This is a genomic window from Ruegeria sp. BG3, assembly GCF_056538485.1.
This window is the reverse complement of the sequence record NZ_JBQFTE010000004.1, coordinates 258,945-281,859: the sequence shown is the minus strand read 5'-3', so window position 1 is coordinate 281,859 and position 22,915 is coordinate 258,945. Positions and strand designations below refer to the sequence as shown.

Annotated in this window: 25 protein-coding genes and 1 pseudogene; 7 read left to right on the top strand and 19 right to left on the bottom strand. The window is 53.0% G+C overall.

What is annotated here, in order from left to right; genetic code table 11:
• Positions 1-277 precede the first annotated feature (277 nt).
• The 3 genes from ACR0AI_RS08945 to ACR0AI_RS08935 all read right to left on the bottom strand — a co-directional run bounded on the left by ACR0AI_RS08945 (position 278) and on the right by ACR0AI_RS08935 (position 3,083).
• Positions 278-736 (bottom strand): YdeI/OmpD-associated family protein, encoded by a 459-nt coding sequence (locus ACR0AI_RS08945; protein ID WP_480673288.1) that lies wholly within the window; start codon positions 734-736, stop codon positions 278-280.
• Between the two features lie 59 nt (positions 737-795).
• Entirely contained in the window at positions 796-1,341 is a 546-nt protein-coding gene (locus ACR0AI_RS08940; protein WP_480673286.1) for a YdeI/OmpD-associated family protein, read from the bottom strand.
• Between the two features lie 809 nt (positions 1,342-2,150).
• On the bottom strand, positions 2,151-3,083 hold the full coding sequence (locus ACR0AI_RS08935; protein WP_480673284.1) for an SdiA-regulated domain-containing protein: 933 nt from the start codon (positions 3,081-3,083) through the stop codon (positions 2,151-2,153).
• Positions 3,084-3,265: 182 nt separating this feature from the next.
• Here ACR0AI_RS08935 and ACR0AI_RS08930 point away from each other — a divergent pair, with 182 nt between their 5' ends.
• Complete coding sequence (locus tag ACR0AI_RS08930; RefSeq protein ID WP_480673282.1) at positions 3,266-4,024, top strand: DUF4956 domain-containing protein; 759 nt, start codon at positions 3,266-3,268, stop codon at positions 4,022-4,024.
• Here the strand turns inward: ACR0AI_RS08930 and ACR0AI_RS08925 are convergent, their stop codons facing one another.
• The 7 genes from ACR0AI_RS08925 to ACR0AI_RS08895 form a co-directional block, all read right to left on the bottom strand.
• Complete coding sequence (locus tag ACR0AI_RS08925) at positions 4,025-4,966, bottom strand: metallophosphoesterase family protein (RefSeq protein ID WP_480673280.1); 942 nt, start codon at positions 4,964-4,966, stop codon at positions 4,025-4,027.
• On the bottom strand, positions 4,956-6,389 hold the full coding sequence (locus ACR0AI_RS08920) for a hypothetical protein (RefSeq protein WP_480673278.1): 1,434 nt from the start codon (positions 6,387-6,389) through the stop codon (positions 4,956-4,958). The genes ACR0AI_RS08925 and ACR0AI_RS08920 overlap by 11 nt, the downstream gene beginning before the upstream one ends.
• Before the next feature lie 19 nt (positions 6,390-6,408).
• Positions 6,409-7,053: a protein-tyrosine phosphatase family protein gene (locus tag ACR0AI_RS08915; RefSeq protein ID WP_170681742.1), complete on the bottom strand. Its 645-nt coding sequence runs from the start codon at positions 7,051-7,053 to the stop codon at positions 6,409-6,411.
• Positions 7,054-7,173: 120 nt separating this feature from the next.
• Positions 7,174-7,347, bottom strand: a complete 174-nt coding sequence (locus ACR0AI_RS08910) for a hypothetical protein (RefSeq protein WP_170355752.1) — start codon at positions 7,345-7,347, stop codon at positions 7,174-7,176.
• 401 nt (positions 7,348-7,748) lie between these two features.
• The gene (locus tag ACR0AI_RS08905; protein ID WP_480673276.1) at positions 7,749-8,363 is read right to left on the bottom strand and encodes a hypothetical protein; all 615 of its coding nucleotides are present in this window, start codon (positions 8,361-8,363) and stop codon (positions 7,749-7,751) included.
• A gap of 55 nt (positions 8,364-8,418) precedes the next feature.
• Entirely contained in the window at positions 8,419-8,703 is a 285-nt protein-coding gene (locus tag ACR0AI_RS08900) for a hypothetical protein (RefSeq protein ID WP_480673274.1), read from the bottom strand.
• 377 nt (positions 8,704-9,080) lie between these two features.
• A complete protein-coding gene (locus tag ACR0AI_RS08895; RefSeq protein WP_480673272.1) occupies positions 9,081-9,380 on the bottom strand; it encodes a hypothetical protein in 300 nt (99 codons plus the stop codon).
• A 391-nt stretch (positions 9,381-9,771) separates the two neighbouring features.
• Here ACR0AI_RS08895 and ACR0AI_RS08890 point away from each other — a divergent pair, with 391 nt between their 5' ends.
• The 4 genes and pseudogenes from ACR0AI_RS08890 to ACR0AI_RS08875 all read left to right on the top strand — a co-directional run.
• Positions 9,772-10,287: a DUF805 domain-containing protein gene (locus ACR0AI_RS08890; protein WP_480673270.1), complete on the top strand. Its 516-nt coding sequence runs from the start codon at positions 9,772-9,774 to the stop codon at positions 10,285-10,287.
• Between the two features lie 74 nt (positions 10,288-10,361).
• Positions 10,362-11,132 (top strand): hypothetical protein, encoded by a 771-nt coding sequence (locus ACR0AI_RS08885; RefSeq protein WP_480673268.1) that lies wholly within the window; start codon positions 10,362-10,364, stop codon positions 11,130-11,132.
• Between the two features lie 95 nt (positions 11,133-11,227).
• Complete coding sequence (locus tag ACR0AI_RS08880) at positions 11,228-11,449, top strand: hypothetical protein (protein WP_480673266.1); 222 nt, start codon at positions 11,228-11,230, stop codon at positions 11,447-11,449.
• Positions 11,450-12,062: 613 nt separating this feature from the next.
• Positions 12,063-12,149, top strand: a pseudogene (locus ACR0AI_RS08875) (YjhX family toxin); the annotation flags it as partial.
• A gap of 147 nt (positions 12,150-12,296) precedes the next feature.
• On the opposite strand, the gene ACR0AI_RS08870 reads toward ACR0AI_RS08875, so the two are convergent.
• The 4 genes from ACR0AI_RS08870 to ACR0AI_RS08855 form a co-directional block, all read right to left on the bottom strand.
• The gene (locus ACR0AI_RS08870; protein ID WP_480673264.1) at positions 12,297-12,755 is read right to left on the bottom strand and encodes a GFA family protein; all 459 of its coding nucleotides are present in this window, start codon (positions 12,753-12,755) and stop codon (positions 12,297-12,299) included.
• Positions 12,756-12,797: 42 nt separating this feature from the next.
• Entirely contained in the window at positions 12,798-13,091 is a 294-nt protein-coding gene (locus ACR0AI_RS08865) for a putative quinol monooxygenase (protein WP_480673262.1), read from the bottom strand.
• 265 nt (positions 13,092-13,356) lie between these two features.
• A complete protein-coding gene (locus tag ACR0AI_RS08860) occupies positions 13,357-14,442 on the bottom strand; it encodes an ABC transporter substrate-binding protein (protein WP_480673260.1) in 1,086 nt (361 codons plus the stop codon).
• A 111-nt stretch (positions 14,443-14,553) separates the two neighbouring features.
• Entirely contained in the window at positions 14,554-15,408 is an 855-nt protein-coding gene (locus ACR0AI_RS08855; protein WP_480673258.1) for a LysR family transcriptional regulator, read from the bottom strand.
• 131 nt (positions 15,409-15,539) lie between these two features.
• Between ACR0AI_RS08855 and ACR0AI_RS08850 the strand changes: the two genes are divergently transcribed.
• Positions 15,540-16,022: a luciferase domain-containing protein gene (locus ACR0AI_RS08850; protein WP_480701297.1), complete on the top strand. Its 483-nt coding sequence runs from the start codon at positions 15,540-15,542 to the stop codon at positions 16,020-16,022.
• Positions 16,023-16,196: 174 nt separating this feature from the next.
• Here ACR0AI_RS08850 and ACR0AI_RS08845 read toward each other — a convergent pair whose 3' ends face one another.
• The 4 genes from ACR0AI_RS08845 to ACR0AI_RS08830 all read right to left on the bottom strand — a co-directional run bounded on the left by ACR0AI_RS08845 (position 16,197) and on the right by ACR0AI_RS08830 (position 21,120).
• Positions 16,197-16,622, bottom strand: a complete 426-nt coding sequence (locus tag ACR0AI_RS08845) for a GFA family protein (protein ID WP_480673254.1) — start codon at positions 16,620-16,622, stop codon at positions 16,197-16,199.
• Between the two features lie 203 nt (positions 16,623-16,825).
• Entirely contained in the window at positions 16,826-17,647 is an 822-nt protein-coding gene (locus tag ACR0AI_RS08840) for a prephenate dehydrogenase/arogenate dehydrogenase family protein (protein WP_480673252.1), read from the bottom strand.
• A gap of 380 nt (positions 17,648-18,027) precedes the next feature.
• Positions 18,028-20,445, bottom strand: a complete 2,418-nt coding sequence (gene gyrB, locus ACR0AI_RS08835; protein WP_170463049.1) for a DNA topoisomerase (ATP-hydrolyzing) subunit B — start codon at positions 20,443-20,445, stop codon at positions 18,028-18,030.
• A 102-nt stretch (positions 20,446-20,547) separates the two neighbouring features.
• Complete coding sequence (locus ACR0AI_RS08830) at positions 20,548-21,120, bottom strand: TetR/AcrR family transcriptional regulator (protein WP_480673250.1); 573 nt, start codon at positions 21,118-21,120, stop codon at positions 20,548-20,550.
• A gap of 100 nt (positions 21,121-21,220) precedes the next feature.
• Here ACR0AI_RS08830 and ACR0AI_RS08825 point away from each other — a divergent pair, with 100 nt between their 5' ends.
• Positions 21,221-21,787, top strand: a complete 567-nt coding sequence (locus tag ACR0AI_RS08825; RefSeq protein WP_170471008.1) for a carboxymuconolactone decarboxylase family protein — start codon at positions 21,221-21,223, stop codon at positions 21,785-21,787.
• Here ACR0AI_RS08825 and recF read toward each other — a convergent pair.
• Complete coding sequence (gene recF, locus ACR0AI_RS08820) at positions 21,784-22,881, bottom strand: DNA replication/repair protein RecF (RefSeq protein ID WP_480673248.1); 1,098 nt, start codon at positions 22,879-22,881, stop codon at positions 21,784-21,786. The genes ACR0AI_RS08825 and recF overlap by 4 nt on opposite strands.
• Positions 22,882-22,915 lie beyond the last annotated feature (34 nt).

Here is a 22,915-nt window from a genome sequence, read left to right as displayed (position 1 = left end):
GGCTCATGGAACAATCAGGGTTATCTAAGCGCCTCTTTTGCTAGGAACCAAAGCGCCCCGGATAAGCATTTCCCCAACACTGCTCTGCGGAACCAAGTACTACCAGTCTCTACGATAAGCATGGTTGACCGGAGTCAGCCCAAAGTAGACCTTCAATACCGAGCTTTGAAACTATGCCTTTACGGACTTTGCTACCGTTTTCAGCCTTGCGGCGAATGTCAGCTTTCGGAAACCCAACGGAAACAACCCCACTCGTTGCCGAGTCGTGATTTTTGCGTCACGGTCGCAGGGTAAGTATCAATTGCTCTATGCGTTTATCCCGTGTTTCTGAACGCCTCGCAGTGTTGACCGCATGAAGGAGACTCCGTTGTTTGCCGGGGGTCAAAGCTGACCACGCATCGCTCGCCATCGCGGCACGTATCGCCAACATCACATCATCTGGCACTTCCACCAAATCCGGGTCAGCTTTGCGCAAACGAACCTCTATTTCTTCACCCGGTGATATAGCCGCTGCGAGAAGGATGGTTTTTCCTGTGTGAACGAAGGTGCCGGAAAACGCTGGGGATTTGGTAAGTGCCATGTTGAAGGGGTGGTCATTCAACTCAATTTCAACGCGTCTGGCACCATTGGACGTTAGCCTTTCGGCTATCGTTTTTGAAATTGGCAAGACGGTATAGGTGCTTTTGCCCCATTCCATAATTTCTACGCGGCCGATGAAAGTCTGCCATGTACACACGGTCAAATCCTTTGATTTCCTCGCGCCAACGTAAGTGGGCTCTTGTTTCGGATGCCACATTACATCTGTGGTATCTTGGTGCCTTTGTGTGTTGCTTCAACCGTTTTCGCGATCCGCTTGCTTCGCGTGGCATCTGTCTTGGCGAGTTTGATCCAACGCAATACGTTTCGCTTGTAAGAAGGAGCTAAGCTTTCCCACTTTTCCAAGTTAATCACGCTTTGCAGATCGGGTGGCAAAATCAACGCATCGACATCCGCAAAAAAGTCCCACAGGCCCGACGCACGACTGTTTTCCACAGCGGCTTCACCGGCTGGATGCATGAGCTCCTCTTTTCGCAGGCGCGTGACCCGATCCTTGTAGCTTTTTGACCAAGCCTGTTGCTTGCGTTGCGATATGAGCTGCGCAGTCCTGTTTTTATCAACGACAAACCGGCGTCCATCGACCCAACCGAAAGCAATTATTGCATCAAGTACATCCTCTCTGCTGACGTACTTTTGCGGGTGCAATGCCTTCCAAGTGATGAGGCGGACGCTCTCCGTTTGAGCATGATTGCTGTTTAGCCAATCCCAGAGCTCTTGCTTGCCAGAAATCTCCAATTCTTCCATGGGCGTGAGTTAGTACTGAAGCTCCGATAGTCATCAGTTTCTTGACCTTTAATCCGCCAAAGTCGTCATTTGCAGTTAAGCAGCATCCGACACAACGGGCGCGAAGCCGTCATCTGACACTTTTGGTCAACCTAACTTGCGCGTCTGACCACCAGCCAAGTTCGGTTAACCGCCCGCTTAAATCGTTTGAGAGTTATTGGATATGCGGTGGTGAGGGGCTGAAAAATCTTCTCTAGTGTTTGGAACGTGCGAGTATCTACGCCTTCAATTTCGATGGTTTGAATGCGCCCTTCGTCAACAATTATGCTCTGTCCATCGGGACCGGACCAGGCCTAAGCCAAGAAGTAACCGTCTTCTCGGTAGATCTGAGTGATCGTTGATGCGACCTCCACCGCTGTGATGCGCCCTGACCGATTGAAGGCCAATTGACCGGCAAAAGTTAACAGCTCATCCGCGTCCTACACCGTTACGCCGCTGACCGAGTGCTGGGATGCGATGTCCTAGGTTTGGGCAATGCTACTTCTTGGAACTGATGCAGTGGCCACAAGAGTGCAAATGATCGCAAAAACAACTGAGCTGAATACGCGCATTTTTGACAACCTTAAAGTGACTGAGCATGTTGAAGTCCAATGTTACTATGTGGTTCACATGTGTGAACCTGACGCCACTCGAATGTAATGATGGGCGATGTTTTTAAGAAACACAATGAACAGAACGCAGATTTACTTTATACGCCGCCCATCCGACGGCGCTCAATTACACAACCCGGCTTTTCAACAAGTTAGAGTGGAGAACTAGTAGGACAGTCCTCACAATTCCGGTTGCTCAAAAACATAAAGCCGCGATTTCTTGGCATCGTCTGTCAAGATATAGAGAAGCCCTCTGGTCTCATCGAGGGCGATCCCTTCGGGATGTTTAACTTCTTTTTGTTTTCCATCTTCTGTGAACGTCAAACATAAAGACTTTACGGACTTGGATTCTGGATTGTAGACGAAGATCTGACGGCTTTTGTCACTCACAATCCAAAGAGAACGCGAGGACCGGGACCATGCCAGGCCACTCAAATCCAGTTTATCATCATCTACACGCTCGGAGATAAAACCTGCATCGCGGGCTAAAGGAATGATCTCAATAATTTCGTCTAGCTCTGGCGACAACACCATTAACAACCTTGGTTGTCCCTCAATGCCAACGAAGACCCGCCCGGATTCCGGGTCAACGGCGATGCCTTCGGGTCCCTTGTTCAAAGGGTTTCCGACGAGTAATGCAGCGGCGGTCGGGTAACCTTTAAGAGATGCGAGAGGTATTGTCGTCAGTTGAATGGGGTCAGTTGGGTGAACGACTAGGATTGATCGGTCAGTTTCTTGAAGCACCAAAACAGACCCATCCTTTCGAGGTGTAACACCCTCCAAATCTGATCCTGCCAATGCTGGCAACTTAAAAGAGTTTCCTAATACCCCGTCGACTCCGAGTAGATGCAGTTTGGGTTCGGCATCACTTACAGACCACAAGAAACCTTCAGCGTTAGACATTGCCAAACCGGAAGGCTCTGAAAATCCCTCTGATTTGTCTGCCACTTTGAATTTATCGACCAGAACCAAACCAGCACTTTCGGCGTAGGCAAAATTGGTCCAAGGTAAGAAGGCTGCCGCAACCAAGCTGGACGCAATAGCGAGTCGTATAAGTTCGTAGAAACACTGTGAAATTACAGCTTCTAACGAAAACACTCTGTTTTCTGTCATTGGATTCTCTCGCGCTTGGACCACATCCCTGTATCAGTGTTCGTATCACAATCCGGATACGATGTCCGAAGAATGCACTGTAGTCTCTTTACCTGATCCCGCCTGTTGCGATTGAATTGAATAGGGCACGATGTGCCTTTGGTTAAGCGTAAGCCTTTGGCGTGAGCAGGAAGGAAGACAAGTTGAATACGACCCTCACATTTGTGACCGTGTTGTTGATGCTGCTGTTGCCAGGTGCTGCGGTGTCACAAGTCGACCCAGCGACGATGCTGGCCGGGGCTTCGGGTTCGGAAATCGTTATCGAACGCCGGTGGACGCAGTTTCGTGGCAAACAGGAACTGTATTTCTTTACACTCGATGTGATCGTCACGATCATTCTGGCTGGCTTGATCGTCTATCATCCGGTGAGACGTAAAGCACGTAGAAGCGTCCGCGACATAGTTATGCCAAGGCTTTTCTTCCTGTATGCGCTTATCGGCATGGCGGTGGGTTTTCTAGTGGTTCAGCACGGGTCAATGATCGGTTTTGTCATATTTGGAATCGGAGCGTTGCTCAGGTTCCGCTCCAATCTCGATGATCCGGTGGACACTGTCGAAATGATAATCGTGACTGTTCTTGGTCTTGCGGTCGGTTTGGGCTTGCCGCTGATGGCCACACTGGTGGCGGTTGTATGTTGGTGCTTCATTTGGCTCGGAGGGCGAAACAAGGGCGTGGAAGTTTCGCTCAAAGCTTCAGATGAAGAACACTCATTGAAAGTCAGCGGAGACATTGAAGCCATGGCCGCAGACGCTGGCTGGAAGCTGGTCAGAAAACACCACGTCCCCGGAAAGCCTCGCGTCTCTTTGCTTTTCATCACCTCGGGAGGGCTTTCAGAAGCCCGGATCGAAGAGATGATAAACGATCTGGTCCCTGATAAAGTCGAGCTGAAACTCAACCTCTAGTCATTTCACAAGGTCCAAACGTTTCAACACCGCGTTCGGGGATCTGATCTCTTTCGGGAGCGCTTTGAAGTTTGCCGACCTTTCGAAATCGGGCCCTCGATATACCGCAATCCCAAATTCTCCGTTTGGCTGGAACGTTACATGAGTGAAGCTGTGAGGCGATCTGGCTTTTGAGCCGATTAACCGTCGCGGGCCACCGCCCAAACAAGCTTGGGAGACGTAAGCTACACCGTCTTTCCAACCGGGATAGAAGGCATGATGGTGGCCTGACAGATGCAGAACGACACCGCTTTCCAAATAGATCTTTTCAAGTGTTGGGTCACCGATGATTTCGCGTTCGCGCTGGATCGCGAACGGCCAAAGTGGGAGGTGACTGAAGGTGACAATTGGGTCTCCGTCTGCACCCAGTTCCTGTAGGCGGCCCTGCTGGTCACCGGATAGGGGTCCTAAGGTCGTTGCATCCAGAGACGCAAACGTAATGCCCTGCATCTCAAACGCGTAGAAAAACGGGTAGTCATCTGAAATCAGGAAATCAACGTCTGGTTTTCTCGGAGTCCATTCCTCTGCGTAAATTTTTCTTTCACGCTCGAACCCACGGTACGCAGAGGCATCATGGTTTCCAGGCGTGACCGCAAATGGAATTCCGGCAGCCGCTAAAGGATCTGATACCGCCTCATGAAACGCCTTCCACATCTCTCTGACCTGTTTGTCTGACAAGTTGGGAATGCGCTGTCCCGCGACCATATCGCCCGTCGAAATCACCAAATCGGGATCAATCTCGACTATCCGCTTAATCGCCTTGTCGACGCGGGCATCGTATTTCACCGAACCATAGCTTCCATTCAGATCCGATATGACGATGACATCCAATGCCGCCGCTTTGCAGGCGAGCAGAGCGGTCCAAATGAACACCGCAATAAGAGCAGAACACCTACGGGTCATAACAGTCCACAGCCTCTACCTCGGTGCCGTTTCTCAAGAAGAATGCGACAGGATCCAAGTCGAACATCATATCGCCAATTGAACAATTGCTCTGGAGGATGGACGTTGCCAACGCGGTGTTATTCACAACTTGGGCAACCTGCCTATCTGACAACCCAAAGCTTTGCGATAGCCAGTCATAGACCGGGCCTTGGGATTGAAGGTCACTATTCAATGCAACCAAGCGCCGATACGTGCTTGGAGAGAAGTGGCGAATTTTCTCCAGCATTTGAGTGGATTTCGCGAAGTTGGCATACTCGACACGCCCGCCAGCATCGTTGTCGTTTAGATTGCTGCGACGGATCAATAATGCGTCGGCGGGAACGTCTCCATCGTTTGGCTCATGGTGCTTGGCCTTTTTATGCTTCAGCTTTCCGTCTTCGACCCAATACCAATAGGGTGCGAAGTCTATATTTCCTACGCGGTCCTGCTGGCTAAAGATGAAATCGAGAAGAACAATCTCGGTGAGTTCTTGCATCCAAAATGCCATCTGTTGGTCGCTGACATCGGGACCGAGATCCTTGTTGATCATACGGTCTTTTCTACCTTCTCCGACGCCCTCTGCGATTGCCTCTGACAATGGTTTTGAAGAACGCAAAGCTAAGAAAGCGGGGGTTTCCTGAAAATCACGGTTTTGTCCTTTTCCCCAACCAGATTTGCGGGTGCCGTTGATTTCTGAGCCATATCGATGCCCAGGGCTATCAAGCAGAACACCGTATATTTGCGTTCGATCTGCGGTGAACAGATCGTCGGTTGGCTGGTATGAGTTCGGGTCAGCATCCGCAGCTGCGAAGACCCGCCAGCCTTCGTGGTTCATGCGCCCGCCATGAGAGCCACCAGAAATCGCAAGGCCAGGCTCGGCGACCTCGGAAAAATGCGCCTGGGCGTCCATGCTACGCCAAACGGCGACTGGAACTTTTACAGTCGCGTCGAAATATCTGGAGAAATGATAGTAAAGCAGTGAAGACGTGGAAAAGGTTCCACTGGTGCCCTTTTGGTTCATGGTGGATTTGAATTTGGCCACCATGTCCTTGGCCAGATCTTTCGCCGCCTTCCCCTCTTTGCAAGCGTTTCTCTCGAACTCAGAACGGTTACCCGTGTAGGGTCCTTCCGAAATATCGTAGACGGCCATTCCTGGGCTGGTGCTCCAGGTTTTTGGGCAAATAGCAAATTCGGAGGCGTAGAAATCGATCTCGCAATAGGCCGTTTCTTCCTCAAGATCGCTTTTCTTATACTCGCCCGTTGGAATTTTTTTGATCCGAATACAGCGTTCAGTAACGCCGTTGGGACTATCAAATTTCGTGGCTTCACCGAGAACATCGTCGTTCGCCCACAAGACGGTGGGTGCAGTGAAAGCTAGTGACCCCAGAAGAATGAACTTCATTTGGATAGTCCTCCCGGTATCATTTAGGGCAAATCGCTGCCTGTTGTTCGGTGGAGATTTTCAACTTGGGGTCAACACTAAAGTTGGAGAATTTTGAGTCGATCCACTGGTCGCACCCGCCTGAACATGGGGCCCCATTTCGGGCATCATTCCAATATTCCTTGGCCCTTTCTTCTGTCCAACCGCAAAACTGAACGAGCGCCATCGCCGACAATGCACCTGAGGAATGAACCCCCCACATACAGTGCACCAGAACAGGGCCCTTTCCAGGGTTTTCAATCACCTCGTGTATGGACGCCATGACAGCACCGGGTCGGGAGGATCTGGCGCTTTGATAGTCAAGGGACCCGTTTCCACAACTGGTGCGACCGTATTCGGTGTTTTTGCCAAAGTCGGCATAAAAACCGGTTGAAAACCCTTCATTGCACAGAGTTTCGCGTTGACCTTCACTCAGGCCAGTTCGATCCTTGTCGCCGCCCTTGAAACCGGATCGATACAACACTCCGCTTAAGACTGGGCGAAAGAAAGCGACACCATCAACGCCTCCGTCACCCCCCTTTGAAAGCATTTGACTGTTGGTTGGACCGCCATTTCGACTGGTCACGTCAGAGTTCGCAGCGGTTGCGAGAAAACCAATGAATATGAGGGACGCAAAAAACCGCATGCCAACTCCTTTCTATTCTTGAACCTCTGATGCCCAAACCTTTGCGACCTGATAGTCTCTCGGAAAGGCTAATTCACGACGACCATATCAAGTGGGCAGTTAGCTTTCCGCTGTGGAACTTTAAATAGGCCACACCAGATTGATGATAACGACGACCACGAAGTAGGCTAGAAAAACTTTCCAATTCCATTGGTGCTTGTTTTCTTCGTTGATCACGCCAGCCGATTTCAATGCCAGGTTAGTGATGATCAAGGCGACTACGATGACCGCCGCGTGTGCCAGGTCGAAATGCAAGTTTGAGCTCCTTCTTCAAGATTTGGGATTGATGGAAATTTGTCAGCAGTCACCTGATGGCAGCATAGCTACTTCTGAGTACCTTCCCTCAGACGTCGTAATCCGAGCACATGCACCAGTATCCTTGTTAAACCAGTACGAGGTCAGACCTTCGCTTCGGATGAGTTCAAATCCGAGACTTTGGATGCCCATTTCAGCTTGGCCCGCTCTTGCCCCTTCAAATGACGAAAGATCGCTAGCGCTGCCCACAGTTGGTGCACTTGCATCCACCGATCCGTCACTCTCGTCGCATGCTGCAAGCGCCGAAATGCACATTGTGCCGATCACCAATAGGACCTTGGGTTTCATCTGTTTTTCCCTCGCTTTTTTGGACTTGCGTTCCAGGGTTTCTGATTGATCACCTATTCAATTCCGAAAATGACGTTGTAGTCGACAGAAGAGTTGCTGCGATTGATAACCTCCACAACATGATCACCGGATTGCCAAAGCTGTCCTCGATACTCCTTGTCCGCCGACATCAATCCCAACAGTTCAGATCCATCGGGGTTGCGAATAACGTAGTCCAAGGAGCCATTTCGCGGAGCAACGCGAACGTAAAGGAACTGTTCGTTTTTGGCACCCAGAACATATTGCTGAGAGGCGCCGGGCGCGAGTTCACCAACTAGTTCGGCACCGGTGGAGCCAGCATCGAATTTGACACGTTGGCTACCGGTAGAACCAGCGACGCCTGCCATTGCTCCACCGCCATCATCCATCGCTTCGACAACCGACATCTCGCCGATGCTTCCATCTTTGTACGCGATACAGCGCCAGAGTGTTCCACCTGCATCACGCAGCATGACCAGCGTACCGGCTTCCGAGAACTGCGAGCTTTCAATCGTACCTGATTGACCGTCTGGTCCACCAACCTGCCGCAAATGGTCGATACACGCGTCGTCGGCTTCTGACATTGCAAAAGCTGCTGCGCCCGCGATTGCGAACATGGGTGTGAGGAGTTTGAGTAAATCGAGTTTCATCAGATGGTTCCCTGTCGGCTTGTCTTTACAGTTCTGTTCCATGCAAAGCGGAACCTCACTTTGCTTCTCGTAACTTTGACAGAAATTCATCGCATGCCTGTGCGCTGCTGACGATCTCGTCCGTCGTTTCAATTCCTTGCAGTGACGCCACTTCGGAATTTACGCGGTTGAGGATCTGATCCGCTTGCTCGGCGGTGATAAGGTTCTCGGCTTGTGCTCCTTTCAATGTGGTGCAGACACCGGCGGACAAGCCTGTCGCAACTCCGAAGCCCATCGCGGCACCGCCACCCAAGGTCATCGCCCCAACCACGCCAAGGACGAGCCCGATCACAATTCCCAAGATCACTTTCCCATGTTTTCCTCCCTTTTGGTGAGACAGAGCTCTGCCTTCATTTCTGGTGTAAACTGCGAGCCCACCTGCAAATAAAAACCAGTACCAAAATGTTGAGTGCCGGTGCAATCGCCGCGAACCACGGCTTGGAGGACTCCGAGACCAAGTCCGCTACAAGTATCCAAGGTAGTCCCAACGGCAGAAGGAACACCCCGGACAAAGGGTTTCGTTCCTGTCCCAACCAGCCAAATGTGCCGGTTAAGAACGCAACCAACGCCAACAGGTACAGAATTGCGAATACGATGATAGTGGTTCTACAAACCAAGTCGAGCCTCAGAAGATCAAGCCAGTGCTGCGCAGCCGTTTTCAGCCAAGCAGCAGACAGGTCACAATGCACCTTCGTCGCCCAAGAATTCGATACCAGCTGTCGCGCCATCCGTGTAAGCAATACAATTCCAAGGAGCGCGATCCTCACCAACGCCGACAGTGACTTGTGTTCCAGCTTCGCTAAACGCGGATGAGAGCACAACGACTTGCGAATTGTTCGTTGTTTTGGCCACATCTCGCAAACATGCCTGCTGAGCGGGTGTGGGTTCGGCGGACGTGCTCGACGTACTCGTTTCGTCACATGCCGCAAGCAATGCGAACAAAGTTGTGCCTGCAATCATCACTGTCTTTTTGGTCATTTTCTTCTCCATCTGGGTCCTTCGAGATTGATGAAACTGGACGCTCCTTTTTGAAGCGCCCGCTTCTATTCAGCCAATTGAGCACAGCTCGATCCGGTGCCCACCTTTTCCGAAGATTAGTCGCCAACGGATTGGTCGGAAGAACGATATTGAGCTGATTGCCGGGGCCGACAACAACGGGAGTCAAATAAAGCTTAGTCGAATTCGCATGTTTGAATCTTATTTTTCATAAATCAACATTTTTTCCGCGCGTAAATTTCGCTACCTTTTCCTACGAAAGGTTTTTGGCGTTCAAACAAAAAGGAAGGCGGGAAACCCAGAAGGGCGAGGGCGTGCTTTTGGGTCCGCGAGGCGTTCTGAGGCCGCACAGAAACTAAGAAAGGGTTGAAAAATGGGATTTGGTGAAGCCGTTAAAACGTGTTTCTCGAAATACTTCCAGTTCTCCGGTCGGGCGATACGCTCAGAATACTGGTGGTTCTTCTTGTTTGTGGTTCTCGTGAGTGCGGCTTTGGCTGTGCTGGATACGATCATATTCGGGACCGACCCCGAAACAGGACAGGGATCTCGGGTTCTGTCCTCCGTTTTCCAACTGGCCGTTCTCATACCAATGCTGGCCGCCGGTTGGCGGAGGCTGCATGATACAGGTCGGCCTGGCTGGTACTTGCTACTGCCGATGGCGCTCAGCATTACAACGCTTTTTGTCATGCTGGGTGGGGTGGCGTTCTTCTCGGTATTGGAGCAAGGGACCGAAAACCCAGATGCGTTGCGAGGACCTGCGGCCGTCCTGGGCGTTACCGGTATTGTTGTTGTCTCAATTCTTCAATTGGTTCTGTCCATCCTGATGATCTGGTGGCTGACGCGACCTTCCCAAGAAGGCGCAAACGAATACGGCCCACCTGTTTCCTAACCTTGTTGCCTGGGTAGCGGGCCGGAAACTCTGACTTAATGACAATACGAACCACAACACCATGGAGAGAGAAAATGAGTTTCAAAACGATTTCCATTGGAATGCTACTGGTGGCTATGGCGACCACAGCATCAGCGGAGTGGTCGTTCAGTTCCGGGCCCAACCCCAATGCTATTGTTCAGACCGGCAACATGACGCTGGAACTTCAGTGTAATCGTATCCGCTTTGCTCCGGCTGGATTTGAGGACAGCCAGGACATTGTGGATAAGCAGGGGCTCTCCATTCGATTTTTGAAGAACGGCACCACCGAAGTCGGGGCATTTCAGGTTGGCGCAGAAAACGCTGCTGTGCAGATCGTCGACAATTATCCTGTCGAGGTTAGTTTCAATAGCCAGCAGGATTATGGTTTCGTACTGGACCAGCTTGCGGCCAATGCATCCGTTAATCTGTCTATGATTGATCAAGATGTCAGCTACGGAATCTTTGACTTGAAAGGTTCCAGCGCGGCAATTCAGTCCCTTCGTTCAGTCTGCGATTCAGGTGCTAGCCAGGGGGCCTCCTACGAACCCCCAGAAGGCATCGTCTATTGTGGTGGCGGAGCGGTAGAGCGAGTCATCGAACCCGTAATTTTGGACAACCCGGAGGGAGAATGGGACGCGCGAGTAACGGTCGACGGAGAGTCGATCAGAGCCATGACGGCCTACAGCTACTTCGGAAACTATGAGCCGCCCGCAGGATTTGTCGTTGCCCTGCTTGGGGAGGACAGGTCAGAGTTTCTGCTTTTTAGCGAAGGCTCGGAAAACTGGCTGGAGTACGGGGACTACAGGTATGATCAATGCAACTAAAACCACCTTCCAACCGGCTTCCCAATTGGCAAGCTACTTGAAGCGTTTGGTATCTGCGATTCTGCTTGGTTCGGGCCTAGTTTGGACCTCACCAGTTGTCGCGGCTGACGTTTCGCAACTTCCAACTGGTTTTCGAGCAAAAGGTTGATCTGGCGGCGCAGGCATGCGCGGAGTTTAACAACGGTCAGTTCGACTTAGATTGGGGCGCGGTTGAAAGGGTCGATCTCGACGGAATAAACCCAACGCCTTGCCCAACCGCCAGTGTTTGGGATGCGGACGCTACGACGTGGCGCTCGTCTGCTGGCGATTGGGAATAAGTTGCATTTGAGAATTGCAGATAAGCCATAGGAGCTGGTCTGTTCGATGGGTTCTCTGTGGCACGTAAACTCATGGGCAAATCGTTCAATCGTTGGTAATTGTTCTGCAAATCAATCAACTACAGGCGTTATGCCTCAATCATAGATGCACTTAGATAAGCAAAATTCAACCTTTATCAGAGGGATTCAGTTTGCGGGCAATTGCGAGTGATAACTTCACCGGTCTTCTTGCCGAAATCTTTCCTCTCCGCGTCGAACGGAGAAAACAACCCGTTAACAACCGACGAACTCATACGATGTATCGATTGGGTGCTGACGCGCACGGCAAAGGATGCACGTCAGCACTCAAAATGAGACATCTGGGCCCTAAGAGATATTGACCCTTCTTACTTGAAGGGCTCTCTGCACCAAACGTATGAGGCGGTACGCCTCACGCAACGGAGATTTTGTGAAAGAGACCCCGGCCTAACGCCCCTTCCTGCCGAACCAAATTCAGGAACACCAACACTGATGGGTACACTCACGCGCGATGCTGAGTGTCCTTTTTGTTGTGCTTTCGTAAAATCGAGACATCCCAATGAATATCTCAAAGCACGAGTAACGTGTTTTACACGAACTCGCCCTTGGCGGGGCGATCCACTTCGAACGACTGAAAAACGGAAAAGTCCATGACGTCACTTGTTATACGCGTGACGGCTAAGCATTTCCCCAACACTGCTCTGCGTCTATTATAGGTGTCCACCAAATCAGAGCAAAACCAACCAGCCCAAAACGGACCTTGCTCGTCGGGCTTTGCAAACGCCTATTTGCGGACAAACGCCGCCATTCAGCCTCAGCGACTGATCCGTCAGGATAAAGCAGTCTCCAAACGTTCCAACGAATTCTGCGGCCACACCTCATCGAATTTGTAAAATTCCTCGAAGATAGGAATGTCCTCGCTGAGTGGCACCCAGGCCTGTTTGCTGCTCGTGAAAATCTGTGCATCCGGAGGACATTGATCCGGGTTGTTCAGTGTTCCGACGCGCACGTACCTAATCTTTCCAAGGCGGATCATGTAGCTGCTAAAAACGGCGACGCCGCAATCCCTGCAGCGCGTAATAATCTGCCCTTTCCCGCTTGGAGTGGAGAGCTCATTTTCGGTGATTGGCCCCTCGAACTTCACGCGATCAGCTTCAATGATGGCGTTCAAGACATAGGCTGCTCCGGTTTGTCGCTGGCATTCGCGACAGTGGCAGCAATGCACGAACATGGGTGGCGAAGTCATCTTATACGTTACGGCTCCGCAGCCGCATTTCCCTGTGATCATTATTTCCCCCCGAGTTATTTCCTAGCATTCAATCCATGGCCCTTATTGGACCAGTTCGTAGTGCTTGATAGAACGCGACTCGACTAATTCGTCCTCCGCCGGATCGATATGCGGGCTCTGGTAGTTTTCGCCGACAAAAGCCTTTAGTGACTCTAGGTTTTCCCACACCATGACAAAGCTGAACTCTCGTGGTGTGTCAGCACGTGCGGCACCTGGAAACACCTGAACGATGCCCTTAGTACCTCTCATCAAGGGTATAGCTGTTTCATGGAAGAACTTGCTGAACTCTTCCTCTTTGCCTGGCCGAGTCACGACCTGAAAGATGCGCATGATCATTCGTCCGACCTCCGTAAAGTACGGTTCCTGAATGTATGAGCGCCTCTGGTTCTATGATCATATCATTTTGCTACGGGTGTGTCTGCTTTGGGCTCCGACGTGGCCATTCTCCGCTGCCTGCATGAATAGCTGGTCGCAGCCCAAACCGGACATTCAATCCAAGACTTTGCAGTCTACAGAAGCCGCAATTTTGGCTTTACGAAGTATCGAACTGACCGAAGGCGTGGAACCTCGTGATCGGCCCCACGTAATTTGTATGTAATAGTCACTCTGGTTTGATGGTGTAGTCCAAATCAACCGCCTCAGGCCCGTATGCTGGTCCGATCAGCTGGCGCATTTGATCGCGAAACCGCTCGACCATCGGGCGTTTAAGCATCCAGCGGTGGAAGTCGCCTGGTGACGTGTTGTGACGAAGAACCGAACCATATTCACCTGGGGCCTCGACATCCATCCGCACGGGGAATTGCAGCCAGGTGCCCTGGAAGTCTTCTGATAACATCCAGTTCAGATAGAGCTTTGCTGCTGCTTTGTTCTTGGCTTGAACGGGAATGCCTGCGGTTTGGAACCAGGTCAAGAAATAGTCCTCTTCCGGCAGCATGAATTCCGTGTTGAGACCGGGGAAGTTCTCAAACGCCCAGAAGGTTGTGAAGCTTGCCGCATACCAACCATTGTTGACGGCGTGGTAAGGCATCGCGGTGCCGCGCGTCCAAACAGGCTCCTGTGCCACAAGTTTCTCAAGATAGTCCCAGCCATGCGCTTCTTTGAGGTTCCAGAACTGATAGAGCACCGCGTCATCGTCATGAGGATAGGTCAGAATGATCTGCCCCTTAAGGCTTGGGTCCAGGTAGTCCAGGGCATCCCGCGGCGGATTTTCAGGATCCACCATCTCGAGGTTCACGTAGTTGCTGAAGGTAACCCCATAAAGACCAGTCCAGCGACCATGTGGGTCTTTGTGATCGGGATACACCTTGTCCCAATTTGCGGGTTTGTAAGGGTCCAGAAGCCCTCGCTCCATGTAGTAATTGAAATCATGCAGGGTTTGGAACTGGATGACATCAGGGACGTTCTTTGTATCGCCAGCAGCGCGTGCATTGTCGAAACGAGGGGCATGATTGATGCTGACATCCACGCTATGTGTCACCTTAAGGTCCGGGAACCGCTCCTTGAAGCGATCAAGATAGTAGTCGATTTGATTGGGCTCATCGCCGCCTGCGCGCAAGACGAACTCGCCACCTTCGGCCAACGCTTCTGCATAAAGCTGATCGAGCGTTTTGGTTTCGATATCCAGAGCATGTGCAGAGCTGCCAAACAGGCCGAGGCTCAGCACCATTGCTGTCCTTACCATAGACATTGAGGTCCTCCATTTTGAACACTGTCAAAAAGGTGGGTTGCCGTGATGCACAGAAAATTGCCAAAGACTGCAAGTCAGTTTTGCAAAATGGCACAGATGGAAATGCGGCTTCTATGGCTTGCCTAATATCTCATCGGTGATGTGCTTCGTGGCGAAGTCATAAAACGCATTCACCCGTGCACTTCGCCGCACATCCGGATGGGCCAAAAGCCACAGATGCCAGTTCGCGGTGTCATCGGGGTCGTGTACGCGCACAAGGCTCTCATGTTTTTCGCCGAGGTAGCACGGCATGGCAGCAATGCCGAAGCCAGCGTTCACCATGTCAAACACGCTCATCATCGTATTGAGCATTGTGGCTTTGGCCCGCTCATGCTTACAGCGCAGGGTGATTTTGCTCATCGGGGATTGGTTAAGATCGTCGCCTAGCATAACCCAGTGATAGGTGTCGGGATCTTTGTCTCGAATAATCTGCCAATAATCACGATGTGCATAAGTACCAAAAGACAACGCTGACAACTCCCGTCCAATCCAGTGCTCAGGAGGTGTGTTTGTTGGCCTAAGCGCAATATCTGCATCCCGCTGCATCAAGTCGAGGGCGCGCACATCGGACAACAGACGCAGTTCAACATCCGGGTACACAGACTGGAACTTGGCAAATACAGGGGCAAGGCAGTGCAGCAGCGAGTCCGTCGTTGTGACAGTCAGCGGGCCTGCCAATCGCAAATCCTGCCCGCCCAGTTCACGTTCAATCTCATCCATGCCTTTGCAAAGTAGGATGGCGCGTTCATAGAAACACTCGCCTGCCGGAGTCATCACGTATCCACGTGGCAGACGTTCAAACAGGCGGACACCTAATCTTGCCTCCACAGCTTCGATGCGCCTGAACACCGTTGAGTGATTGACCCCAAGCATACGCGCAGCACCAGCAAGACTACCAGCTTCACATACCGACAATAGATAGGGCATGTCGGCCCATTCTAGATTCTGATCGGCACGGGATCTCTGTGCATTCATGCAAAACTCGCTTGCAATTTTGTGATGTTTATTTGCGAGGATACACGCATATCTTTAACCCAAGCAACAGTATGGAGCGGACAATGCACTCTCTTCTAAACCTGCCAATTCGCCCAGGGCCAGCACCGAAGACGCTCGGACAACTCCCCCATTCGCAGCTAACCCAACATGGACCGGACGACATCGTTGAGGCTTTGCATGCCTGGTGCTTTGCGCTGCCGCACATCAACAACGAAGACAGCGGGATATCTGTCCCCGGATCGCGTGCCCTGATCTTGCGCGATGGAGTGCCGGGGAACCAAGCGGCCTTTATGATTGGGCGAGAGTTTGCGCATATCCACCCGAAACCCGACAATGGCAGCATGCACTTGGTGTTGCCGACACAAGATGTGGCGGAGGTTAAACGGACGGGCTGGGGAGAAGACCATTATTTGGTGACACAAGGACAGTGGCACTCCGGTTTAGTTATGATCTTCTCTCCTCGCGATGAAAGCGAATTGAAGGCCGTGAAGCAGATCGTCGCTCGGTCCTATGAATTTGCAACCGGCACACAAGTCTCCGTTTGAATGGCCGACATTCATCCGCCATGCAGCTTCTGGATCTATGGGCTTGTTATCGCTACTTGCCGCCTTCCGCATCAGTAATTGAAGGCAGCCCGAAGCGGACTTTCATTGCCAAACTTTGTATACTCCGAGATGTGGGACAAAGCTGCCATTTGGAAAGTCTGGTGGCTTACTCTTCTACCGATATCCGTCTGGGTCGTTGGGGGTGTGCAGTAATGTGCCTTCAAACGCTTCGAGATCATCAGTCATTTGCAACCAAGACAACCTGCTTTGATTGTTAACGTGAAAGGTCGGTTTGAAATCTTCCGGGTTTTCGAGCGATCCAGCATAGAGGTGCATACCTCCCGGATAGTGATCGGCTTCAAATCCAATGGGTGACCCACAAGTCCCGCAAAAGTGCCTGAAAACGCCTTTGGAACTTTCGTAAGTGCGGGGTTTATCACCAGTCCACTCAAAGTTCTCTATCGGTACACCAAACCACGCAACCACCGGCGCCGCACAATTCCGACGGCAGTCATCACAGTGGCAATAGCATGCCCATGTTTGATTTCCCCGGTAGACCCAGCTTGTTTTTTTACACAGACAATACCCGCGCGTCGCCATTTGATTTGCCTCCAAACCTCCGGAAACATAGGACGCAGGCGGGTTTTGAGATGGATATTATTGGACGTTTAACCAGCAGAAAACGTCAAAACTCAGGGTTGATTAAGGTTCGGGACGGTCATGCTATCCGATCTGACTAAAGGCTGCTATACGGAGAGGCTGTGTGGAAACTCCGGACAAACTTGTCCTTGGATGCCGCTCTTTCAATTTCCGTTTTCATTGTGCGGTAGCGTCCTCGATGCTGTTTCCAGCTCAACACTCAAACTTGCGGCCAAATTAAAAAACTGTCGTCGCACCGTCTCGGCGTAAGGATTGGCCTTCTCAATCGCTTCGAATACTTCTGGCGCATCGTGCTGAACCATGGATATTGCCTCAGATAACAAGTCAAAGCTCTTCGTTGTCATGCGCGTTGGCAGCGGTCCCATTCTCATTAGCACTTTGGCAATGAGGTGCGTGAGGCCCTGGACAACTGCTGCTTCTTGGTCGTGATCTTCTGGTGTCGTCATGATGACGGTCAGACCGAGCGCTTTGCGTAAAAACGCAGCCAACCTTGTATGCCGGTTTCCCTGAATGGGACAGACCGCGATCTTTAGACCCTCAATACCCGTCGCGGCACTCTGAGGACCAAACAAGGGGTGGGTTGCGACGATGTCTACATGGTTCGACAGCAGCCGCCGCATGATTTCCGCGGGAATTACTTTAACTGAGCCAACATCGACAATCAGCGCGCCGGGTTTACAGGCAACCGCGATCTCTCTGACAACCTGCTCGAAAGAGGACACTGGTGCCGCAATGAGGATCACATCAGCCTGCGATACTGAGTGCATGGATGACAGACGCACGCCGAGTTTCTTTGCGATCTTGGCAAGGCCCGGCGACGGATCATAGGCCGATATCTCGAAGTGCTTTCCGAGATGAAGTGCTGCAAGTTGTCCGAACGCACCAAACCCCACGATGCCTAGCGACGTATTTTGACTTCCGCTGTTGTTGTTCATTTTGCGACCTTTGAATTTGCCGCCCGGCACAAGGTCGTTTTCATGTTGACCGCTGTCAGGGGCAGCGGAAAACCAATGATAAATTGCCCGCAGCTATCGAAGCTGAGGATAATAGTCCTGCGATGCGAAGAACGATTTCACCATGAGGTCAGCGATAAGGCACCCAAGAGCGCAAAGTCAACGATATTGCTGCCTAAAGGCTACGATGCAGCACTCTGTAGGAATGGGCTCAATCCGAACATGTGTCGCTTTCTGAACGAACTGCTGCTTCAGATCGCGAAACTGCAAACGCTCCATAATCGCGACTTATGTTAAATCCCAATCAGTCTCTGGATCGGGGGCAAAATTCGCATTTCTTATACGTGAGATTAATTTCGACCTGCAATGGTTGCCCGGTATTCTACAAGTTTTCAGAAATCCAGATTCTCAACGCTTAGAGCATTCTGCTGGATGAACTCGCGGCGTGGCTCCACCACGTCTCCCATCAGTTTGGTGAACAGATCATCGGCCTCGACCATGTCGTCCACACGTACCTGCAACAGGGTGCGCGCGTCCGGGTCCAGGGTGGTTTCCCACAGCTGATCTGGGTTCATCTCACCCAAGCCCTTGTAGCGCTGAAGCGACAGGCCCTTTTCGCCTTCTTCCAGAATGGCGCGCAAAAGGTCCAGCGGGCCGTGGATCGCCTGCATCCGGTCTCGGCGGATCAGGGTAGCTGGGGTGTTGTAGACCTCTTGTAGGCTTTGTGTGAAGCTGCCGGTCTTGCGAGCCTCGCCCGAGCGCAGCATCGGGCCGTCCAGTGTGCGGACCTCTTCAACGCCGCGCAGGATACGGGCTAAGCGGATGCCGTGATCCTGCGTGATACGGCCCTGCCAGCCGCGTTCATATTCCAACGCGATCAGGTCGAGACGGGCGGCGACCTTGTCGGCCACGCCTTGCAGGTCAGCATCGACAGCACCGGGGACGAAGGCACCGGCCACAGCGGCCTGTTCCAGAATGTGACGCGGGTAGTGAGTTGGGAAGGCATCCAGAACGCGTTTCAACTGGCGCGCTTCGTCGACGACGCGGGTCAGGTCTTGGCCGACGATTTCCTCGCCCGAGCCGAGTTTCAGAACAGCACCCTCGACCCCCTGATTGATCAGATAGTCATCCAGTGCGGCCTGGTCTTTCAGGTAAACCTCTGATTTACCACGCGAAACCTTATAGAGCGGCGGCTGTGCGATGTAGAGGTATCCACCTTCAATCAATTCCGGCATCTGACGGTAGAAGAAGGTCAACAAAAGTGTACGGATGTGCGCGCCATCGACATCCGCATCGGTCATGATGACGATCTTATGGTAGCGCAGCTTTTCGATATTGAACTCATCGCGGCCAATGCCAGTGCCCAGCGCCATGACGAGGTTCCCGATCTCCTGCGACGACAGCATCCGGTCAAACCGCGCGCGTTCGACGTTCAGGATTTTCCCGCGCAGGGGCAGAACGGCCTGAGTCAGACGATCCCGACCCGTCTGGGCCGAGCCACCCGCCGAGTCACCCTCAACGAGGAAGACTTCGGTCTTGGACGGGTCTTTCTCAGAACAATCTTTCAGCTTTCCCGCCAGGTAATTCACATCCATCGCCGTTTTGCGGCGGGTCAGCTCACGCGCCTTTCGGGCGGCCTCACGGGCCAATGCGGCCTCGATGATCTTGCCGACGATCCCTTTGGCTTCATTGGGGTTTTCTTCGAACCACTCAGCCAGCTTTTCGTTCATCAAGCCCTCAACCGCAGGTCGTACTTCGGACGACACCAGCTTGTCTTTGGTCTGTGACGAGAATTTCGGGTCAGGCACTTTGACCGACAGCACACAGGTCAGACCTTCGCGTGCATCGTCGCCGGTGAAGCTGACCTTTTCCTTCTTCGCGATCCCGCTGGACTGCGCATAGTTGTTGATCGTCCGGGTCAGAGCGCCTCGGAAACCGGCTACGTGTGTGCCACCGTCCCGCTGTGGGATGTTATTGGTAAAGGGCAGAACCGTCTCGTGGTAGCTATCGTTCCACCACATCGCGATTTCGACGCCGATATCGTCCCGCTCGCCCTTGATATAGATTGGCTCGGGCATGGCCGGGGTTTTCGACCGGTCGAGGTATTTGACGAATTCCTTGACGCCACCCTCATAGAACAGCTCGGTCTCCAACCGTTCTGCAGGGCGCTCATCAATCAGAATGATCCGCACGCCCGAGTTCAGGAAGGCCAGCTCACGCAGACGTTTCTCCAGCGTCTCAAACGAGTATTCGAGGTTCGAGAACGTATCTGTCGAGGCCAGAAAGCGCACCTCGGTCCCTGTGCGATCACCACACTCACCGACGACTTTCAGGTGTTCAGCGGTCTCACCACGCTCAAAACGCGCAACGTGTTCTTTGCCCGCGCGCCAGATGCGCAGCTCCAGCCATTCGGACAGAGCATTCACAACCGAAACGCCCACGCCGTGCAGACCGCCCGACACCTTGTACGAGTTGCTGTCGAACTTACCACCCGCGTGCAGCTGGGTCATAATAACCTCGGCCGCCGAGACGCCCTCTTCGGGGTGAATATCCACCGGGATGCCACGGCCGTTGTCACTGACCGAGACGCTGGAATCAGCGTGAATTTTCACGGTCACATGGTCAGCATGACCGGCCAGAGCCTCATCAATTCCGTTGTCCACGACCTCATACACCATATGGTGCAAACCCGAGCCATCATCCGTATCCCCGATATACATACCGGGACGTTTGCGAACCGCCTCTAAGCCTTTGAGAACTTTTATGGAATCTGCGCCGTATTCCTGGGGTGCCTGTGCGTCTTCGGACATGCCGTTAGTACCTATATTATTTTGGTAACTTATACGTTTTCTGGTGGGGAATGTCACGCGCTCCCCCAAGATTTTGTGGTTGAAATCCGATTTATCTGCGGATCAAAGCCGATCGAGGTCTGCCGCGATATCAGCTGCAATTTCGGCGGCGTTGACGTCGTCCCGTTCGGCCGTCAATCGCAGGCCCAGAAGGTCCGACTGATAGCGCGCAGCAAGGCGTTCGGGATCGTGATCAGGGCTTAACTCTCCGGCCTTTTGGGCGCGGCGAAACAGGTCTGCAAAACAGGATTTCATTGCGATCATATGCGCGCCTGCCTGACCGGCCAGATCGTGATCCTTTGCCTGCAACTCGGCATAGGTCTTGGCCAGCATACAAGCTTTGGTCGGCAGGTCAGAGGCAGCAATCACGCGATAGGGCTGCGCCTTGAGCGCCCCGAGCGGCCCCAGCTCCTCAGCCAAGGCCAGCATACTGGCAACCCCGTCTTGCGCGTAACGCTCCAGCGCCAGCGCATAGAGGGCATCTTTCGAGCCAAACGCCGCATAGAAACTGCCCGGCTTCAGCTTCAACTCGCGCTCAAGGTCCTTCAGCGACGTCCCTGCCCAGCCGTGACGCCAGAAGATATCACGCGCCTGCGCGATTAGAGCGTCTCGGTCATATGCGGGTTTGCGGGGCATTGGATCACCAATTTTTGAGCATTTGCTCAAATATATACTTGAGTGATCGCTCAAGAAACCCTAAATACGACTCATCGCGCCAGAAATCAGGAGTTTTGACATGGCCAACTTCCCGTCTCACGACCTCGAATCCGCCCCTGAGGGGTCCAAACCGCTGCTAGAGAAATCGCAAGCCGCCTTTGGCCGCCTGCCCGGTCTGCACAAGGTGATGGCGGAAAGCCCGCAGCATCTTGAGGCCTATCAGGTTCTTCACGGCCTCTTCCTGCAAACCGATTTCGACAATGATGAGAAAACCGTCGTCTGGCAGACCATCAACGTTGAAAACGAATGCCACTACTGTGTCCCCGCCCATACCGGCATCGCCAAAATGATGAAGGTCTCAGACGAGATCACCGAGGCTCTGCGCAACGAAACCCCGCTGCCGACTGCCAAGCTGGAGGCCCTGCGCACTTTCACCCTGCAAGTGATGGAAACCCGCGGTAACCCGACCGAAGAACAGCTGCAGGCGTTCTTTGACGCCGGTTACTCGCACCGCGCCGTTCTGGATGTGATTCTGGGTCTGGCGCAGAAAACCATGTCGAACTACGTCAACCACATGGCCAAAACTCCGGTCGATCAGGTCATGCGCGGTTTCCTGTGGGAACGTAAAGTCAACGAACCGGCCTAAGCCGACACGACCGAGCCCTCATCGCCTTCGGTAACAACCAGCGTTTGGGCCCGGTCTCCCAATTCCGCAAACAGCTCAGGCCCGGTGCCTGTCATCCAGGCCTGAGCGCCCAGCGCACAGATCTCATCATAGAGCGCCGCGCGTCGCCCGGCATCCAGATGCGCAGCCACCTCATCCAGCAACACGATCGGCGGCGCGCCAACCATTCCCGCCAGAGCCCGTGCGTTCGACAGGATCAGAGACACCAGCAGCGCCTTCTGCTCACCCGTGGAACAATCTTTGGCCGGAATCCCTTTGACCGCGAACACCCCGTACAGGTCCGAGCGATGCGGTCCGACCAGAGTCCGCCCCGCCGCCAGATCGCGGAAACGGCTTTCGCTCAGCGCCTCGCGCAGATCATCCGCTGTCTCGGGCATCGCACCTTCTGTCTGAACCAACTCCAACTCGGCCGAAGGAAACGCTGTTTCGGCCTGATCCTGCGAGGCACGTAAATGATCCAATGCGGCAAGACGCGCCGCGTGTATCCGGTACCCTGTCTCGGCCATCTGACCTTCCAAAGCCGTGTACCAATGGGCGTCCCGGACCTGATCTTTCAATAACCGGTTCCGCTCACGCATAGCCTTTTCGTAGGTCAGCGAAGCCTCGGCATGCGCGGGATCAAAGCTCAGCGCGATGCGGTCCAGAAACCGCCGCCGCCCCTCGGCTCCTTCGATCCACAGCCGATCCATCGAAGGGATCAACCACACCACGCGCGCGAGCTTGCCCAGATCAATCTGACTGGCAGCCTTGCCATCAATCCGAACTTGACGCGCAGCGCCACCTTCGGACCATGTCTCGATCTCATACCGCCCGCCCTGCGCACTCAGCAGGCCGGACAGTTTCCAGCCCAAAGCCTCAGGCCGACGGGTCATCTCCGCCGCACTGGCCCGCCGCATCCCGCGACCGGGCGAGAACAGCGAAACAGCTTCAAGGATATTGGTCTTCCCGGCCCCGTTCGGCCCATGGATCGCAACCGGGCGCCCATCCAAAGACAAACGAGCCAGTTTGTGAGACCGAAAATGCGAGACCGTAAGCTCGGTCAGGGCCAATCCCATGACCCCTCCCTTCTTCTGTTCAAAAATACCTCCG